We start from the raw sequence: 16,592 nt of genomic DNA, 5'->3' as shown, positions 1-16,592 counted from the left end.
ATTATTCAACACTACCTTTGCCTTGAAAATCTTGTGCGTTAAAACGCTTGCCATTCACACCAATCGATAAATCAGATGCTAAATATCCAAATACATGAACAAGATCATTTGGATTTGCAAGTTCATAATCACAATCTGGTACTGCAAGAGCATGCATCTCGGTATCCATCTCCCCAGGATCAACCATATTGATACGAATTGCAGTTTCACTTACTTCGTCTGCCCATGTTTCAGTTAATCCTTCCAGAGCAAATTTAGAAATTCCATAAGCTCCCCACCCTGCAAAACCGGTATTTCCTGCTTCAGATGTCACATTTATGATACTCCCTTTATTACGAAGCAGCATACCTGGCAGCACTCTCCTAGTAACCAGAAATGGACCCACGGAATTGATTCGCAACACCTCTGCAAAATCCTCCTCAGGATAATCTAATAAATAGGGCATTGGACTTGGCCCAAGAGTGGAAGCATTATTAATAAGTACATCAATTTTCCCAAAATGTTCTTCAGTCATAGCAACAAATCTTTCAACATCTTTAGGAATAGATGCATCAGCGACCACCGCTAGTACTTTAGTTCCAAATTCCTCAATCTCTTTTTCAACTTTAAGTAAATTTTCTTCACCTCTAGCACAAATGGCTAAATCGTAACCCTCTTTTGCAAAATACAATGCAAGCGCCTTTCCCAATCCTTTTGAAGCTCCTGTGATCATCACTACATTTGACATAGTTTAGTCCTCCTTTTTATACTTTTTATATATTTTTATATAATAAGTATATTTATTATAATAAATGTCGTTTTCTTTCGTCAATTCTTTTTTTAATTAATTTTTTGATAATAAGAACAAAAGCGCAAGCGCCGCAGCTCTAGCGTACGGATTTCGTAGTCTTCGACTGAGATAAAGGAAACACGGTGAGGTAGTTCACGAGCTAGTGAAATTGGCACTTCAAATTTCACCTGATGTTGACTTATCGTAGGGAGGAGACGGAGAAATCCGCTAGCCGATAGGCGCTGGAGCTAGACATGAAAGAAAAACACAAAAAAGCTATCTGAGTTTTATTCAGATAGCTTTTTTAAAATATAAATTTTATACTTGTGGTTCATCAGACCATTTTCGTTTTTCTTTTACAGTTTTGATTGGTCCTTTTTTCTTCAATTCACGCTTTTTGAAAACATACCATAATTGTGCAGCAATGAAAATAGAAGAATAACATCCCATAATTAAACCGATTAGTAATGCTATAGAGAAGTTTTGAATTGATTCACTTCCAAAAATAAATAGTGCCGCAGCAGTAATTACAACAGTTAATACGGTATTAATCGAACGAGTCAATGTTTGACGTAAACCAATATTTACTACTTCAGCGATATCTTCCGTTGTTTTTAAACGACCTTTAAATCTCATGTGATCGCGTATCCGATCGAATGTAACGATTGTATCATTGATCGAATAACCAATAATTGTCAAAATCGCTGCGATAAATGTTAAGTCAACTTCCAGCCTAGTTAAACTGAAAAATGTAACCATCAAAAAGGCGTCATGTAGCAAGGCAATTATAGCGGCAATTCCCATTCTCCATTCGAAACGGAGGGCAACATAGATAATGATTCCAATCGCTGCAAATATCAAAGATTTAAATGCATTTTTTGCAATTTCTCTCCCTACTTCAGGAGAAACAGTACTAACATTTGTTGGGCCATATTTTTTTGTAAAATAATCTGTAATATGTGCCACTTCATTTTTATTAAAAGCACCTTCAAAGCGCATTACACCAATTTCATGCTTGTTCCCAGATAAAACAATATCCTCTGGTGTTAATTTTAGTGTTTTCAAATCATCATTAAGCTGTTCGGCTGTTAAGGATTGTTTCGATAAAACCTCAACACGGGTACCATTTGTATAATCAATACTTAGATTTAAACGGAAAACCGATAAAGCAATTACACCAACAATCGTTAAAATAATTGAGATTGCAAAAAACTTATTATGATGTTTTACAAAATCGAAACGATCGAAACGTGTAGGCAGCTTATGAGCGTCCATGTTTTCTGATATATCATGGATATCTTTTTTCTTAACACCAAACCAATTTGGCTTATTTTTCAAAAGATTACTATTTACCCATAAACCTAAAAATAATCTTGTACCATATACAGCTGTGATAAAGCTTAACAATATACTTATGATCAGTAAAGTAGCAAAACCTTTAACAGAGCTTGACCCATAGATAAACAGCACAACAGCAGCAATTATTGTTGTAATATTTGCATCAAAAATCGTCATAAATGATTGTTTATTTCCTGCAGCAAAAGCCGCTTTTACTGTCCTGCCTACCCTTAATTCTTCTTTAATACGCTCGTAGGTAATGATATTGGCATCTACTGCCATCCCTACCCCGAGTATCAAGGCAGCGATTCCCGGTAATGTCAAAACACCATTTATTAATTGGAAAACGAGTAAGGTTAAGTAAATATAAATCGCAAGTGTAATAACTGCAATAAGACCAGGGAAACGATAATATACAAGCATAAATAAGAAAATAATCGCAACACCTATAATTCCCGCATTAATTGTCTTATTTAAAGCGTGCTCACCAAATTGTGCTCCAACAGATGTCGAATACGTTTCCTTTAATTTTACTGGTAGTGCACCAGCTTTTAAGAGGGACGCAAGGTTTTGTGCTTCCTCGATTGTAAAGTTACCTTCAATGGTTACTGTATCTGTATTAAATGCTTCATTGACATTCGGATTTGAAAGAAATTTAGGATGTTCTTTTTTTACTTCTTCTTTGTATGAATCTTTTCCTTCTTCAAAATCCAGCCAAATAATTAATTGGTTATTTGGAGCCATATCTAAAATCTTTTTCGTAACATCATGAAATTTTTTACGATCCTTTACTTGTAAAACAACATTAGGCTTCCCTGTTTGAGTATAGGATTGTTTCGCTTGCCCTTCTACTAAATCAGTACCATCCAATAATTTATTATCATTTACATCACGGAAGGAAATGTTAGCAGTTGTTGATAAAATATCACGTGCTTCTTTTTGATTTTTCACTCCTGCAAGCTGAACACGAATATTGTTCGTACCTTCTATTTGTATATTCGGTTCATTTACTCCTAGTGCATTAACACGGCGATCCAATGCTTGTACAGTATTTGTCATTACGTCTTTTGTAATTTTTTGACCTTTTTGGGCTGGCTGAACTTCATAAAGAACTTCAAATCCCCCTTTTAAGTCGAGGCCGAGATTGATATGTTTCAAAATATTATTCGTCGTTCCACCCATTAATCCCGCGAATAGTAGAACTATTAAGAAAAAAGCAATGATACGGCTTCTTTTTACCATTATGTAGATCCTCCTAGCAATTAAGAAAAGCATAGCAACACATTTGTAGCATAGCTAGACAAAAAAATAAAAAATAAACATTTATTAACATTATGAGGCAGAAAAAAAAATGTGTCAATTTTTCTTTTTATTTCCTAGCTTAATAATTACTTTTTATTAGGCTTCAATAAATCCTGTAATTCTTCCTCATCTAACTCAGCAAACCAGTTTGGAGTACGATATGCTTCGATTGTTGCAAAATTCATATAATCCCCTGCTTTAAGTCCCAAAACATCAGATACAAGCTCATACACATGAATGTCATCTTTCGGCTTCTTCCACTTCTTTTTCGTTAGATAACTCCATAAATCCTTAATGGTTACTTGTCCATATCCTATTAAACCCAGTTCTTCTGCTTTGCTTTTTAGCGCTGGCTCTAGGACATTAAAATATTTATCATATATATGTCCTACATTTTGCATCCCCTTTCGCCCCTTTCACAATGAACTTGTCATGCTTTGTCCATCATGTTGCATATACATTTTATTGTATATGAAAATACCCTTTTTGAGAAGGTAGGTTTAATGGATGTCAAAGTTTCTAAAAGGAACAATGATTTTATTAATTGCTGGACTTTTTACAAGGGTCCTAGGTTTTATAAATCGAATTGTTATAGCGCGCTTTATTGGGGAAGAAGGAGTAGGACTTTATATGATGGCTTTCCCTACCTTAATGTTAGTCATAACGATTACACAACTAGGACTCCCAGTAGCAATCTCAAAATGTGTGGCAGAAGCTTCTGCTAAGGGAGACCGACAAAAAATAAAAAAAATATTGGTGGTATCTCTGACAATAACGATTTCATTATCCTTAATTTTTACTCCTGGACTCATTTTATTGGCACCGTATCTTACAAAATCATTATTTACTGATCCAAGAATTTACTATCCGTTAGTCGCTATCACACCGATTATTCCTATTGTAGCTGTTGCCGCTGTCTTAAGGGGATATTTTCAAGGTATGCAAAATATGAAGCCGTTTGCGATATCGCAAGTCATTGAACAATCAGTACGAATCATACTAATTGCTATCTTGACGACTGCATTTTTACCATATGGTATTGAATATGCTGCTGCAGGAGCAATGTTTGCCTCAATCGCTGGAGAACTTATGTCTCTTGTTTATATGTTTACAATGTTTAAATTGAGAAAAAAATTTAAAGTGAGAAGAAATTTCTTTAAAGTTGTAAAAGCAGGTAAAGAAACTTTGTATGAATTAATGAGAGTAGCAATACCGACAACAGGAAGCCGATTTATTGGTAATATATCATGGTTTCTGGAGCCGATTGTTGTTGCTCACAGCTTAGCACTTGCTGGACTAACCGCAACTCTTGCTACAAAAGAATATGGAACATTAACTGGCTTTGCTTTACCATTACTAATGCTGCCATCTTTCGTAACCAATTCCCTTTCGACAGCGCTTGTGCCAGCAATTAGTGAAGCCAATTCACAAAGAAATCATTATTTAGTTGAGCATCGTCTCCAGCAAGCATTGCGTTTTGCCCTTTTAGCTGGAGGAATATCGGTCGTCATTTTATACATTTTTGCCGAGCCTCTTATGCAAATGATGTATAGATCCTCAAATGGCACTACTTTAATAAAGTTAATGGCTCCATTTTTTATCTTTCAGTATTATCAAGGACCATTACAAGCTGCACTACAGGCACTGGACCTCGCAAGAGCTGCCATGATTAACAGTATGATCGGTGCTGTTGTTAAATTGGGAATTATCTTTGCTTTAGCATCTCAGCCCCATTTAGGTATAACTGGAGCTGCATTAGGGATCATGACAAGTACATTATTAGTTACCTTACTACATTTTGCTACTGTAATAAAAAAGATACAGTTTACCATTTATCTTCGCGACTATCTTAAATTCACCTTAGTAACTATTATTTCTGGATTCATTGGACATTGGTGGTATAAAAATTATTTATTACACGATAGCATATTTATGAGACTTACCTGTGGAATAATTATAACTACAATCGTTTATCTGTTATTATTGCTAGTTACAAGACTTATAAAAAAATCCGATTTAAGTTATATTCCGTTTATTAGAAGATTTTTGTAGCAGAGGGAGATCTTTCTCCCTCCTATTCAGGATCTTCTTTTAAATCAATAAAAAATTCTCCATCTTGAAAGCTGCAAAACGAAATGTTTTTAAGATCGGTATGTCCTCTTTTTCTTAATTCACGACGAAGCCATGTTTCTGATACATTCCTTGTTGCTAGATTTTCTTTATATATATTTCCATCGACAATCAGTGGTAGTGTAAAAGTTTGTTTTTGTTTCTTTTTATTATCCTTTTTTATGATTGATAATTCCCCAGAGGTCTCCAATATTGCATATTCTACATCTGCAATATTGTTAATATCTTTTTGCCTTAACTGCATTAATAAATCATCAAAATTGTAGCGTTGTTTCTTCATTGCCTTTTCGTCAATTCTCCCTCTTCTGATGATAATTGATGGAGCACCATCGATGATTTTGCGAAATGTAGGATTTTTTAACGAAATAAATGCAAATAAAACTTGAATAACGAGTAAAATCAACATAGGTAAAATCGTATGAGCAATTGGTTCTTTATGATTCTCGATTGCAACTGCCGCCAATTCACCAAGCATGATAAAAATAACTAAATCCAATACACTTAATTCCCCAATTTCCCGTTTCCCCATAAACCGGAAAATACCAAGGATTACAAGATATAGAATAATTGTCTTCCAGCCAATTGTAAAGTATTCCATGTTCAATGACCTCCTATACACTTTCACTCCAGTATAGTATGACCATTTTTTAAGATTAACAATTTGGAAAAGCTTGTTATTCTTAGATGTACTTTAATAAAAATCCAAAACTAATGATAATTTTTATTCTAATTTCACAACTTCTGAATATGCTTGTACTAGAAGAATAAGGTAGATTTTTGAAGGGAGAGATTAAAAATCGATGCAAAAAGATTAGCAACAAGTGTTTTATATGGGATCTTAACGATTTTTGTATTTATTTCAATTTCAAGTTTTATTTTTTCACTCATTTTAAGATATACAGATACCCAAGAGAGTTCGATTCGCACACTTATTACCATTATTTCCTTTATCGCTCTATTTACTGGAGGTTTTATTTGCGGAGGAAAGGGACAACAAAAAGGTTGGGTATCGGGGAGTATAACAGGGATTGTATATACTTTCATTATTTTTCTCTTTCAATATTTAGGCTACGGAAATATTTTTTCCTCAGAACAAATGATTTATCATATATGCTATATTCTTACTGCGATGATGGGCGGGGTATTAGGAGTTAACATTATGTCTGATCAACCTAGGAAAGTGTAAGTGGTTTATATATTGTTGAAAGAATAAAAGAAGCATCCCAGCCGGAATGCTTCTTTATCCATTATTCAGCGTGTTGTGTAGCTACTGATTCTACAACTTCACGGATCGCAGAACGATCATATGTAAGGCGGCTGCCATCTCCACATTTGATCACAATCTGTCTTTCATCAATTGCATCGACAGTCCCGTGTAACCCACCAATTGTGACAATCTTATCTCCTTTTGTCAAATTGTTTTGCATTTGTTGAACCGATTTTTGTCTCTTTTGATTCGGTCGAATAAGCAAAAAGTAAAATAAGACAAACATCAATAAGATTGGTAATAAACTAGTTAAGTTTGTCATCTTTATTTCCCCCCTTTCAATTTAGAAGTTTTTCGCATCCGGACGATTAAATCCATATTGCTCAAAAAATTCTTCTCTAAAATCACCAAGTCTATCTTCCTTAATGGCTTGTCTGACTTGTTGCATTAATTGTAACAGAAAATAGAGATTATGGTAAGTTGTAAGCCTAATTCCGAACGTTTCGTCACATTTTATTAAATGGCGAATATATGCTCGTGAATAATTTTTACAAGTATAGCAGTCACAGTTTTCATCGAGCGGCCTGAAATCACGTGCATATTTTGCATTTTTCACGACTAATCTTCCGGTACTCGTCATGCATGTCCCATTACGGCCAATTCTAGTTGGCAAGACACAATCAAACATATCAATCCCGCGAATTGCACCATCAATAAGAGAATCCGGTGATCCGACACCCATTAGGTATCTTGGCTTGTTGTTTGGAAGTAAAGGAGTTGTAAATTCTAGTACTCTGTTCATGACATCTTTTGGTTCCCCTACAGACAGTCCACCAACCGCATATCCTGGAAAATCAAGTGAGGTTAAATCCTTTGCACTGAGCTTCCGTAAGTCCTCGTATTCTCCACCTTGAACAATACCAAATAATCCTTGGTCTTCTGTTCTTGTATGAGCTTTTAAACAACGCTCTGCCCAACGAGATGTTCTTTCAACAGATTTTTTCATATATTCATGTGTTGCAGGAAAAGGTGGACATTCATCAAATGCCATCATAATGTCAGAACCTAATGCATTTTGAATTTCCATCGATTTTTCCGGTGAAAGAAATAGTTTATCTCCATTTAAATGATTGCGGAAAAATACACCTTCCTCTTCTATTTTCCGAAAATCACTTAAACTAAATACTTGAAACCCACCGGAATCGGTTAAAATGGCTTGATCCCAATTCATAAACTTGTGCAGTCCACCGGCTTCCTTTACGATTTCATGACCTGGTCTGAGCCAGAGATGGTATGTATTACTTAATATAATTCCAGAACCGATTTCCTTTAATTCTTCAGGTGACATTGTTTTTACAGTAGCCAATGTACCAACAGGCATAAACATTGGCGTATCGTATGAACCATGTGGTGTATGGATTTTCCCAAGTCGTGCACCCGTTTGTTTACATGTTTTTATTAACTCATATTTAATTGCAGTCAAAGATGATTCTCCCTTCTTATTCAGAGGCCAGCTAGGAAGAGATAGGCATGTGAGCGGATTTTTTTAATACCTAATTCCCTTTTTAACCTCAAACCGATATTACAACGCTGTATGGTACGCGTGCAGCTAGGTATTACTACGTAAAAAAATCGCTTCACGCATACCATACAGCTGATTTTATCAATATAAACGAAATTATTAGAAATATACTAGAAACTAAATGATTAACATTGCATCTCCAAAACTAAAAAATCGATATTCTTCTTTTACAGCTTCTTCATATGCATGTATGACATGTTCCCTTCCAGCTAATGCACTTACAAGCATAATTAAAGTGGATTTTGGTAAATGAAAATTCGTGATCATTCCATCAATCCCTTTAAATTCGTAGCCAGGGAAAATGAAGATATCTGTCCAGCCGCTTGAAGCAACAATTTGTCCATTATTTAAACTTGCAATTGTTTCTAAAGTCCTTGTTGAAGTCGTGCCAACAGATATAATTCTGCCACCTTGTTTTTTCACTTGATTAATTAGCTGTGCCGTATCTTCTGATACTTGATAGAATTCAGCATGCATTGTGTGTTCATTCACTTCTTCGACACTTACTGGACGAAAAGTTCCAAGCCCGACATGTAATGTAAGGAAAGTAATATGGACACCCATTTTTTTTAATTCATCTAGTAATTCTTCTGTAAAATGCAAGCCAGCTGTTGGAGCAGCCGCCGATCCAGTTTCTTTAGCATATACTGTTTGGTATCTGTCTCGGTCTTCTAATTGTTCCTTTATATACGGAGGTAAAGGCATTTCACCAAGGGCATCTAACACCTCATAAAAAATTCCTTCATATTGAAATTGAAGAATTCTGCCGCCATGTTCCTTTTCTTCTATACAGACAGCTTTAAGCATTCCATCACCAAATACTATTTCCGTGCCTACTTTAATTCTTTTTGCTGGTTTAACGAGGGTTTCCCACTGATCCCCTTCTAATTGTTTTAGCAGCAGAACCTCTATTTTGGCACCGGTGTCCTCTTTTATCCCGAACAATCTTGCCGGCAATACCTTTGTATCATTTAATACTAAACAATCACCAGGTTTAAGATATTCAGTTATATTTTTAAAAATAGTGTGCTGTAATTCACCCGATTCTTTATTTAAAACCATTAATCGACTGTCTGAACGATTTTTCAATGGAGTTTGGGCAATTAAAGATTCTGGTAAATAAAAATCAAAAAAATCTACTTTCAATGATGTCACCTTCGCTTGTTTTTTTGGTCTTTATTTAAAACGATTGACGATATAAAAAATTACTGATAAAACAACACTTAATATTATAGAAGTCATTAACGGGAAATAAAATGTTGTATTCCCCTTTTTTATTAATATATCTCCAGGTAATTTGCCTATTTTAACAAATTGCATAATAAGGCCGATAAGAAAAATGAACGCACCAGCTGTCATCAGCATCTTTCCGATACCAGTCATGTGGCAGGAGCCTCCAATTGAAAATGATGATAGACTAGATTAGTTACCACTCTTCCTCTAGGTGTACGCTGTAGAAAACCAATCTGTAATAAATACGGCTCATAAACATCTTCGATCGTTTCAGCCTCTTCTCCTATACTTGCTGCGATCGTTTCAATCCCTACTGGTCCGCCGCGAAATTTCTCAATGATTCCCATTAATAATTTATGGTCAATATGATCAAGTCCTAAACGATCCACTTGTAATAATTCAAGGGAGTGATCGGCTAATGACTTTGTAATCACACCATTTCCTTTTATTTGAGCAAAATCACGAACACGGCGTAATAATCGATTGGCTATCCTTGGAGTCCCTCGTGATCTTTTTGCTATTTCTGCTGCACCAATTTGTTCAATTTCAGTATTTAATATTTCCGCAGTCCTTATAACAATATCTGTTAACTGCTTTTCATTATAATATTCCAATCTACATAATACTCCAAATCGATCCCTTAATGGAGCTGAAATAGCACCAGCTCTAGTAGTCGCTCCAACTAGGGTAAAGGGAGGTAAATCTAATCGAACAGATCTAGCACTTGGTCCTTTGCCGATAACAATATCTAAACAAAAATCCTCCATCGCTGGGTAAAGAATTTCTTCGATGGAACGCGGTAAACGATGGATTTCATCGATAAAAAGGACATCCCCTGGCTCTAGTGCCGTAAGAATCGCAGCTAAATCTCCTGGACGTTCAATAGCCGGGCCTGAGGTTGTTCTAACATTTACTCCCATTTCATTAGCAATAACCACTGCTAATGTTGTTTTGCCTAATCCTGGCGGTCCATATAATAATACATGATCTAATGTTTCATGTCTTTGTTTTGCGGCTTCAATAAAAATCGCTAAATTACTTTTTACTTTTTCTTGTCCAATGTACTGGACCAGTCTTTGTGGTCGTAAACTTTGTTCAAAGGATTGTTCCAGTTCACTTGCTTCCCCTGATACCACTCTATCTTCCATTCAACTTCCTCCCTTAGAAGATATATTATTTATATAACAGTGGATCTCGAATGTTCAAAATAGATTATTTCATTAATTTTTTCAGAGCAACTTTAATGTATTGGTCTGTTGATAAATTTTCTTTTTGAAGCGCTGGGGATACTTTCTTAATTTCTTTGTCTGAATATCCTAATGCTTTAAGCGCCAAAAGAGCTTCTTCGTATTGAGCAGAAAATTTGGCTACTTTTTCTACTTCATCCTGGTTGAATAAATTCGGGAAATAATCCGGAACTACATCTTGCAGCTTCCCTTTTAAGTCAAGTATCATTTGCCTTGCGGTTTTTTTCCCTACACCCGGAAACTTCGTTAAAAACGTTTCATTTTCGTTTTCGATAGCCTCGATGACTTGTGTAGGTTCGCCGAATGCAAGAATGGCTAATGCACCTTTTGGACCGATGCCTGAAACATTTAATAGTTTCTTAAATAACGTCTTTTCCGCAAGTGTATGAAATCCATATAATGCAATTAAATCTTCACGTACATGCTGATATATGTAAATTTTTATCGGTTCCCTATTAATTGAAAAGACAAATGGATTAGGGGTTAAAATTTGAAACCCTATGCCATTATTATCAACAACAATATATTCTGGGGTAACCATTTCTACTGTTCCAACTATATATTCGTACAAACTATTTCTCTCCCCATTTTTTTCTAACCTACATTGTACCATAATCTGAAAAAGCATGGAGAAATTCATACAAAAAACCGACTTTTTTAGCCGGTTTTTTACTCTTTCATCGTATGAATAGAATAGCGTTTTAAAGCCTCTAATACTTTGTCAAAATCTTTTTTAGATTTGATGGGAATACCTCTTTTTAGTTCTTCTTGCTTCTTTCCTTCTAATTTTTTTATATCTATTTGAAAAAACGACTGAATTATATCAGCATTATTCGGTTTTCCATTGAAAATCGATATAGTACCATCCTCAGATATTCCAAAATAACCATTAGCTTTCAGCAAGGGGGATATGTCATTCATCTTCTTCTGTAAAACAATTTGTTCCTCATCCATTTGAATAACTTGCCAATTTTTGTACTTTGATTTTAATTCTTCAATTTTGAGTACATTTTCATGAAGAATTTCTTCACTAACCTCTCCGTCTACATATACTCTTTCTAAAATTACCGTTTTGTGCTTTGATGTTGACAATACTTCAATTGACTTCGGATGAGTTTTCTTATTTGATTCATGCACCAGTTCGCTATCATCTTGCAAAAATATAAAATAGGAAGCTCCTAAGAGGAATACACACATGAAGACGATTCGAACAATCAAGCTCATAGTTTGTCACCTCTACAATACGGTTATGTGTTCGTATGCATAGTGTGACCTTTTTTTCACAAGAATATCCAAATTTATTAATGAAATAAAATATGTAGTAATTCTCCCTAACAAATGACAATCATCGGGAGAAAGAAATAACTCCCAATGATTGGAATTTTATTGTTGATTACGTTTTATATTTTGCGATTGCATCAGATCATGAACATCTAATTTAATTTTATCTCGAGGACCACCATCTTTTAAATCATTATCTAAATCACGTACACGATAATATGTCCCTATATCAGAAGTAATAAAATATTTTCGATCCCGTATATAAGGATAAACAGCTTGTTCTACCGCTAATTTTGTTTTTTTTACATTTTTATCCTTCTTCAGGACAAGGGATACCAATATTTTATCTCCATCAATAATGGTACGTGCATTAGACACATTTGCTACTGATGCTGCTTTCTGTGAAATTCTTTCGGCTAATCTGCCTTCATAAGCTGTATAATATGAAGATTTGCCTCTGGCATTTCTTTTATTTAAATGTCCATGATAATTAATATCCCGGAGATGCCTATTTCGGTTAACACCAAAATTATTTGAATTATATTCGTCTAATGGTGAGTTAATATGGCGATCATAATCACTCTTTTGCCCTGATGGAAGAAAGTAATTATTATTTTTAATATTATCTACCCGACCAAAGGAATAATCCATCAGCTCAGTCATTGGTCCATCATGATCAACCACATTTACATCATTTGTATAATATCCAACCGGTTGGAATTGATTTTTGGTTTGATTATATTTTGCATTTTGATCCTGGCTGCAGCCTGCCAAACCACTGATCACTAGAATCGAAATAGGGACTATAAGTTTTTTTTGCAAACCAATACTCCTCCTAACATTAGGCATCGAGCAAAAAATGCTCACTAATAGTTTGTGAGGCGTAGATCATTCTATTCTAATACTAGTTGGATGTATCCCCTAAATATCCCTTTTTGAAGGTTGTTCAAAAAGTCCGGGAAAAATAGCTGTCGAATTTCGGCGTCAGCTTGCTCCTCCGCTCCTCACGTATTAAAAGCATACGTTCCGGTGCTCAGAGACTGCGCTTCCTTGAACTTCTCGGCTCTTTTTGTCCTCCTTTTTGAACACAGATTATCAAATCCTTTTTATTACTTCATTTACAAAAGTTTGTCTTTGTTTAAATTGTTTAATTGTAATTTTGTCTAAATATTTTAAATACCCATCATCTTTACTATTATTTATCCATTTAATATAGCGATTCCATTCCCTTAATATATCTGTCGGAAAAACTAATGCAAATAAAAAAGGCTTATCTTTTAAATACTCTTTTAATATTTCATATCGATATAATTCATTACATGACCATGATATATTAGGTAAAATTCGATTTGAAAATTGTAAATAATCTATGTTTGGCAAAGCCAAATGAATTAAATCGAAATCAATTATATATAATTGCTGATTTTTCCCTATTAGGAAGTTATGGTGCGCAACATCACCATGAATAATACAATTAGGCTTTTTATTGAAATATGCCTGATGCTTCTTCATATTTGCAAAAGACCATTTTGCCCATTCTAAATAAACTTCTATATAATAGGGCTGGATAAATTTCTTAACCAGTGGAATATTAACTATAAACTCATTTAATCGAATTTCCCACTTTCGAATTTGATCAAATATTTGAAGTTTTGATTCAAACTCATTTAGGAACATTGCTGTTGTTTTATGAAAATGATCTAATAATATCAAGGCTTCATTTCTTTCTTGAGATGTTTGATATGTAAATGAGTATTCCTTTTTAATATATTCAATTAATCCAAATATTTTATTCTCAAAAAAGAAGATTTTTTCACGATGGATCGGATGGAACTTATAAGTAAAATGAAAACCGTACTTAAATAAATGATCAATAAAACTTATTTGATTATTCATTTTCGTTATGGAAGAAAACTCTTTCAATATCCATTCCCGCTCACTAGTAAAACAAATCCAAATGCCCGTTTTAATTTTTTTGACACTTTTAAATACTTCTCCGGTAAAAGCTGATAAATAAAGAAGGAGACGATCTTCTAATCCGTCTCCAAATCTGCTTCTATTCACAATCATCACAATTTTCTTTGCGAGGTAATTGATATCCTCCTGGATAGGCTGGATATCCCTGGCCATATTGATAATAAGGACTATTTGGTACACCTTGTGGATATCCTTGATAATATCCAGGCGGATATTGTGCAAGTTGATGTCCATAAGGCTGTTGATTATCATGTCTCATTTCTTGATAATTCATGTTTTGTCCTTGTTGAGCTTGTTGACGGAATGGAACATAAGGCATACCTGGAATAGTAGTGTACTGACCTCCTTGTGCTGGCGGATATTGACCTTGATATACATTAGGATACGTCATTGGCTGCATACCGGTATACTGACCATCTGGCGCTGGATAATAACCTCCGGGCTGCATTGCAGGGCTAGACATCATTGGTAAAGAAGATGATGATGATTCAAAATCGTCGTGCCCCCATCCACCATGTGCCGGTGCCATTGTTGGATAGGTTCCATATGCTTGTGGCATATATTGTGTTTGTTGATATGGCGAATATTGTTCAGGTGATACATATGGCATAGCAGGGGTCCCATATCCAACAGTTGGACTTTGATATTGCGGCATTGGATATTGACCCATCGGTGCTTGATAACTGTATGGTGTTTGATATGAAACAGGGCCACCGATAGGCATATGAGGTAAACTTGGATACATCTCATAACACTCCCCTTGAACTGGAATTAGAACTTCTTGTTCAGCCGGTAATGGTGAAGGTGCTTGCATTTGTGCCTGCATTTGTGACATATTCATTGAATAGTAGTTATTAATGTCAATTTCAGGGATAGCTGGTTGTGGCATAATAGGAGTATAGATTGTTTCTTTTTTTTCAACTATTTTTTCTTTTGGCATCTCTTTTATAATCTCCTTTTGTACAGGAAGTACAGGTGTTGGTACTTCCTTATATGGGTGTACTGCCTTGGGTGGTACAGCTTTTGGTACTTCCTTATGTTGGTGCCCCATTTCCTTTTTAATCGTTCCTCCCGTAGTAGGTACTTTTATTTTCATACCAGGCATTATCATTTCCGGATTTGATAATTGGGCATTCATCTTCTTTAATTCTTCGTAATTTACACCATATTTTTTAGCAATATTCCAAAGGGTATCGCCTTTTTGAACAATATGGATCTTCACTCATATCCCCTCCTCAGGCATAAGTCCATATAGTTTATGTCAAAATGGGCAAAATGCTAATGATCTTCATAAAAAAATTATGTTTGATTATAAAAAAATATGCCTTCTCGTAAAGGAGAAGGCAATATAATATTTATTGATTGTGCTTTAAGGGAGACATTTTTCATAATCCCAAAACATCATGCTAATTTCAACATACGATTTAGTGCCAATATTGCGTAACCAGCTGTTTCGCCGTCTACTTGTATCCGATTAATAGGATGACCTTCAATAATACATTCTAAATTCCATAATAAGTGTTGAAGATCAATTCTGTTCATTGTTAAACATGGGCACATATGAGGATTTAATGAAATAATATGTTTATCTCTATGCTGCTGAATAAGCCGATTTACTAGATTCATTTCAGTTCCAATTGCCCATTCGCTACCAGACTTAGCATTTTTTATAGTATCGATAATATACTTTGTGGACCCATTATCATCTGATAATGAAACAACTTCTCTTCGGCATTCAGGATGAACGATTATTTTCATATTTGGATGCTTTTCACGAATGTCTTTTATATTTTGAACAGTAAAATTTTCATGGACAGAACAGTGCCCTTTCCATAGAATTACTTTAATATCTTCCAATTTCCCTTCACTGATTAACTCATTTTTATTTGGATCCCATACAGCCATTTCAGATAAATGTATTCCAATATCAAAAGCGGTATTCCTTCCAAGGTGCTGATCTGGAAGAAATAATATTCTTTGCTTTTGTTTAAGTGCCCACTTAACCATCGTATGGGCATTGGAAGAGGTGACAGTTGCTCCATTATTTTTTCCAACAAAAGCTTTAATAGCTGCAGTAGAATTTACATATGTCAATGGCAGGATCGTATCTCCAAATAGAGATTGGAGCTTATCCCAAGCTCTTTCTGTTTGATGAATATTTGCCATATCGGCCATGGAGCAACCTGCTCGCATATCAGGCAGAAACACTTGTTGTTTAGAGCTTGTTAATATATCTGCGGTTTCAGCCATAAAATGTACACCACAAAAAACAATATATTTAGCCTCTTTATTTAATGCTGACACCTGTGCAAGTTGGAGAGAATCACCCGATGTATCAGCAAATTGAATAACCTCATCTTTTTGATAATGGTGACCAGGGATGAATAACTTCTTTCCTAATAATTCTTTAATTTCTTTGACCCTTTCCTCCATCTCCCTTCTATCCATTTTTTTATAATGCTCAGGCATCATCATGTTCGACTTTTCCTTAATTACATTTAATAATGACATTCTAAAATCCTCCCA

Annotated in this window: 18 protein-coding genes; 2 read left to right on the top strand and 16 right to left on the bottom strand. The window is 34.9% G+C overall.

Translation table 11 applies throughout. From position 1 onward, the window contains the following. Position 1 precedes the first annotated feature (1 nt). From ACQKP0_RS16455 to ACQKP0_RS16445, 3 genes are all read right to left on the bottom strand, one after another. Positions 2-727: an SDR family oxidoreductase gene (locus ACQKP0_RS16455; protein WP_427406925.1), complete on the bottom strand. Its 726-nt coding sequence runs from the start codon at positions 725-727 to the stop codon at positions 2-4. Positions 728-1,087: 360 nt separating this feature from the next. Beyond that, complete coding sequence (gene secDF, locus ACQKP0_RS16450) at positions 1,088-3,349, bottom strand: protein translocase subunit SecDF (RefSeq protein WP_427406924.1); 2,262 nt, start codon at positions 3,347-3,349, stop codon at positions 1,088-1,090. Between the two features lie 146 nt (positions 3,350-3,495). Continuing rightward, positions 3,496-3,810 carry a post-transcriptional regulator gene (locus tag ACQKP0_RS16445; protein WP_427406923.1) on the bottom strand — a complete coding sequence of 105 codons (315 nt, stop codon included), beginning with the start codon at positions 3,808-3,810 and terminating at the stop codon, positions 3,496-3,498. Positions 3,811-3,916: 106 nt separating this feature from the next. Here ACQKP0_RS16445 and spoVB point away from each other — a divergent pair, with 106 nt between their 5' ends. Beyond that, complete coding sequence (spoVB, locus tag ACQKP0_RS16440) at positions 3,917-5,461, top strand: stage V sporulation protein B (protein WP_427406922.1); 1,545 nt, start codon at positions 3,917-3,919, stop codon at positions 5,459-5,461. A 22-nt stretch (positions 5,462-5,483) separates the two neighbouring features. Here the strand turns inward: spoVB and ACQKP0_RS16435 are convergent, their stop codons facing one another. Together ACQKP0_RS16435 and ACQKP0_RS16430 are read right to left on the bottom strand one after the other, a co-directional pair. After that, positions 5,484-6,137 (bottom strand): DUF421 domain-containing protein, encoded by a 654-nt coding sequence (locus tag ACQKP0_RS16435; RefSeq protein ID WP_427406921.1) that lies wholly within the window; start codon positions 6,135-6,137, stop codon positions 5,484-5,486. 158 nt (positions 6,138-6,295) lie between these two features. After that, positions 6,296-6,427: a hypothetical protein gene (locus ACQKP0_RS16430; RefSeq protein ID WP_427406920.1), complete on the bottom strand. Its 132-nt coding sequence runs from the start codon at positions 6,425-6,427 to the stop codon at positions 6,296-6,298. Here ACQKP0_RS16430 and ACQKP0_RS16425 point away from each other — a divergent pair. Next, positions 6,375-6,725, top strand: a complete 351-nt coding sequence (locus ACQKP0_RS16425) for a TIGR04086 family membrane protein (RefSeq protein WP_427407033.1) — start codon at positions 6,375-6,377, stop codon at positions 6,723-6,725. The genes ACQKP0_RS16430 and ACQKP0_RS16425 overlap by 53 nt on opposite strands. 61 nt (positions 6,726-6,786) lie before the next feature. On the opposite strand, the gene yajC is transcribed toward ACQKP0_RS16425, so the two are convergent. From yajC to nadA, 11 genes are all read right to left on the bottom strand, one after another. Beyond that, entirely contained in the window at positions 6,787-7,068 is a 282-nt protein-coding gene (yajC, locus tag ACQKP0_RS16420) for a preprotein translocase subunit YajC (protein ID WP_427406919.1), read from the bottom strand. Between the two features lie 21 nt (positions 7,069-7,089). Then, positions 7,090-8,229, bottom strand: a complete 1,140-nt coding sequence (gene tgt, locus ACQKP0_RS16415; RefSeq protein WP_427406918.1) for a tRNA guanosine(34) transglycosylase Tgt — start codon at positions 8,227-8,229, stop codon at positions 7,090-7,092. A 216-nt stretch (positions 8,230-8,445) separates the two neighbouring features. Then, positions 8,446-9,474, bottom strand: a complete 1,029-nt coding sequence (gene queA, locus ACQKP0_RS16410) for a tRNA preQ1(34) S-adenosylmethionine ribosyltransferase-isomerase QueA (protein WP_427406917.1) — start codon at positions 9,472-9,474, stop codon at positions 8,446-8,448. Between the two features lie 30 nt (positions 9,475-9,504). After that, positions 9,505-9,711: a DUF2905 domain-containing protein gene (locus ACQKP0_RS16405; protein WP_427406916.1), complete on the bottom strand. Its 207-nt coding sequence runs from the start codon at positions 9,709-9,711 to the stop codon at positions 9,505-9,507. Beyond that, positions 9,708-10,709, bottom strand: a complete 1,002-nt coding sequence (gene ruvB, locus ACQKP0_RS16400; protein ID WP_427406915.1) for a Holliday junction branch migration DNA helicase RuvB — start codon at positions 10,707-10,709, stop codon at positions 9,708-9,710. The genes ACQKP0_RS16405 and ruvB overlap by 4 nt, the downstream gene beginning before the upstream one ends. A gap of 64 nt (positions 10,710-10,773) precedes the next feature. Beyond that, a complete protein-coding gene (ruvA, locus tag ACQKP0_RS16395) occupies positions 10,774-11,379 on the bottom strand; it encodes a Holliday junction branch migration protein RuvA (RefSeq protein WP_427406914.1) in 606 nt (201 codons plus the stop codon). A 98-nt stretch (positions 11,380-11,477) separates the two neighbouring features. After that, positions 11,478-12,005 carry a BofC C-terminal domain-containing protein gene (locus tag ACQKP0_RS16390; RefSeq protein WP_427407032.1) on the bottom strand — a complete coding sequence of 176 codons (528 nt, stop codon included), beginning with the start codon at positions 12,003-12,005 and terminating at the stop codon, positions 11,478-11,480. Between the two features lie 186 nt (positions 12,006-12,191). Beyond that, the gene (locus tag ACQKP0_RS16385) at positions 12,192-12,911 is read right to left on the bottom strand and encodes a YhcN/YlaJ family sporulation lipoprotein (protein WP_427406913.1); all 720 of its coding nucleotides are present in this window, start codon (positions 12,909-12,911) and stop codon (positions 12,192-12,194) included. Positions 12,912-13,184: 273 nt separating this feature from the next. Next, positions 13,185-14,153 (bottom strand): phosphotransferase, encoded by a 969-nt coding sequence (locus tag ACQKP0_RS16380; protein ID WP_427406912.1) that lies wholly within the window; start codon positions 14,151-14,153, stop codon positions 13,185-13,187. Continuing rightward, complete coding sequence (safA, locus tag ACQKP0_RS16375) at positions 14,146-15,288, bottom strand: SafA/ExsA family spore coat assembly protein (RefSeq protein WP_427406911.1); 1,143 nt, start codon at positions 15,286-15,288, stop codon at positions 14,146-14,148. Before safA ends, ACQKP0_RS16380 begins: the two co-directional genes overlap by 8 nt. 179 nt (positions 15,289-15,467) lie before the next feature. Next, positions 15,468-16,577: a quinolinate synthase NadA gene (nadA, locus tag ACQKP0_RS16370; protein ID WP_427406910.1), complete on the bottom strand. Its 1,110-nt coding sequence runs from the start codon at positions 16,575-16,577 to the stop codon at positions 15,468-15,470. Positions 16,578-16,592: the final 15 nt, after the last annotated feature.

The sequence above is a fragment of the Heyndrickxia sp. NPDC080065 genome (assembly GCF_050281185.1).
GTDB lineage: Bacteria > Bacillota > Bacilli > Bacillales > Bacillaceae_C > Heyndrickxia.
Note: the sequence above shows the minus strand (reverse complement) of the source record. Positions and strands in the feature narration are given on the sequence as shown.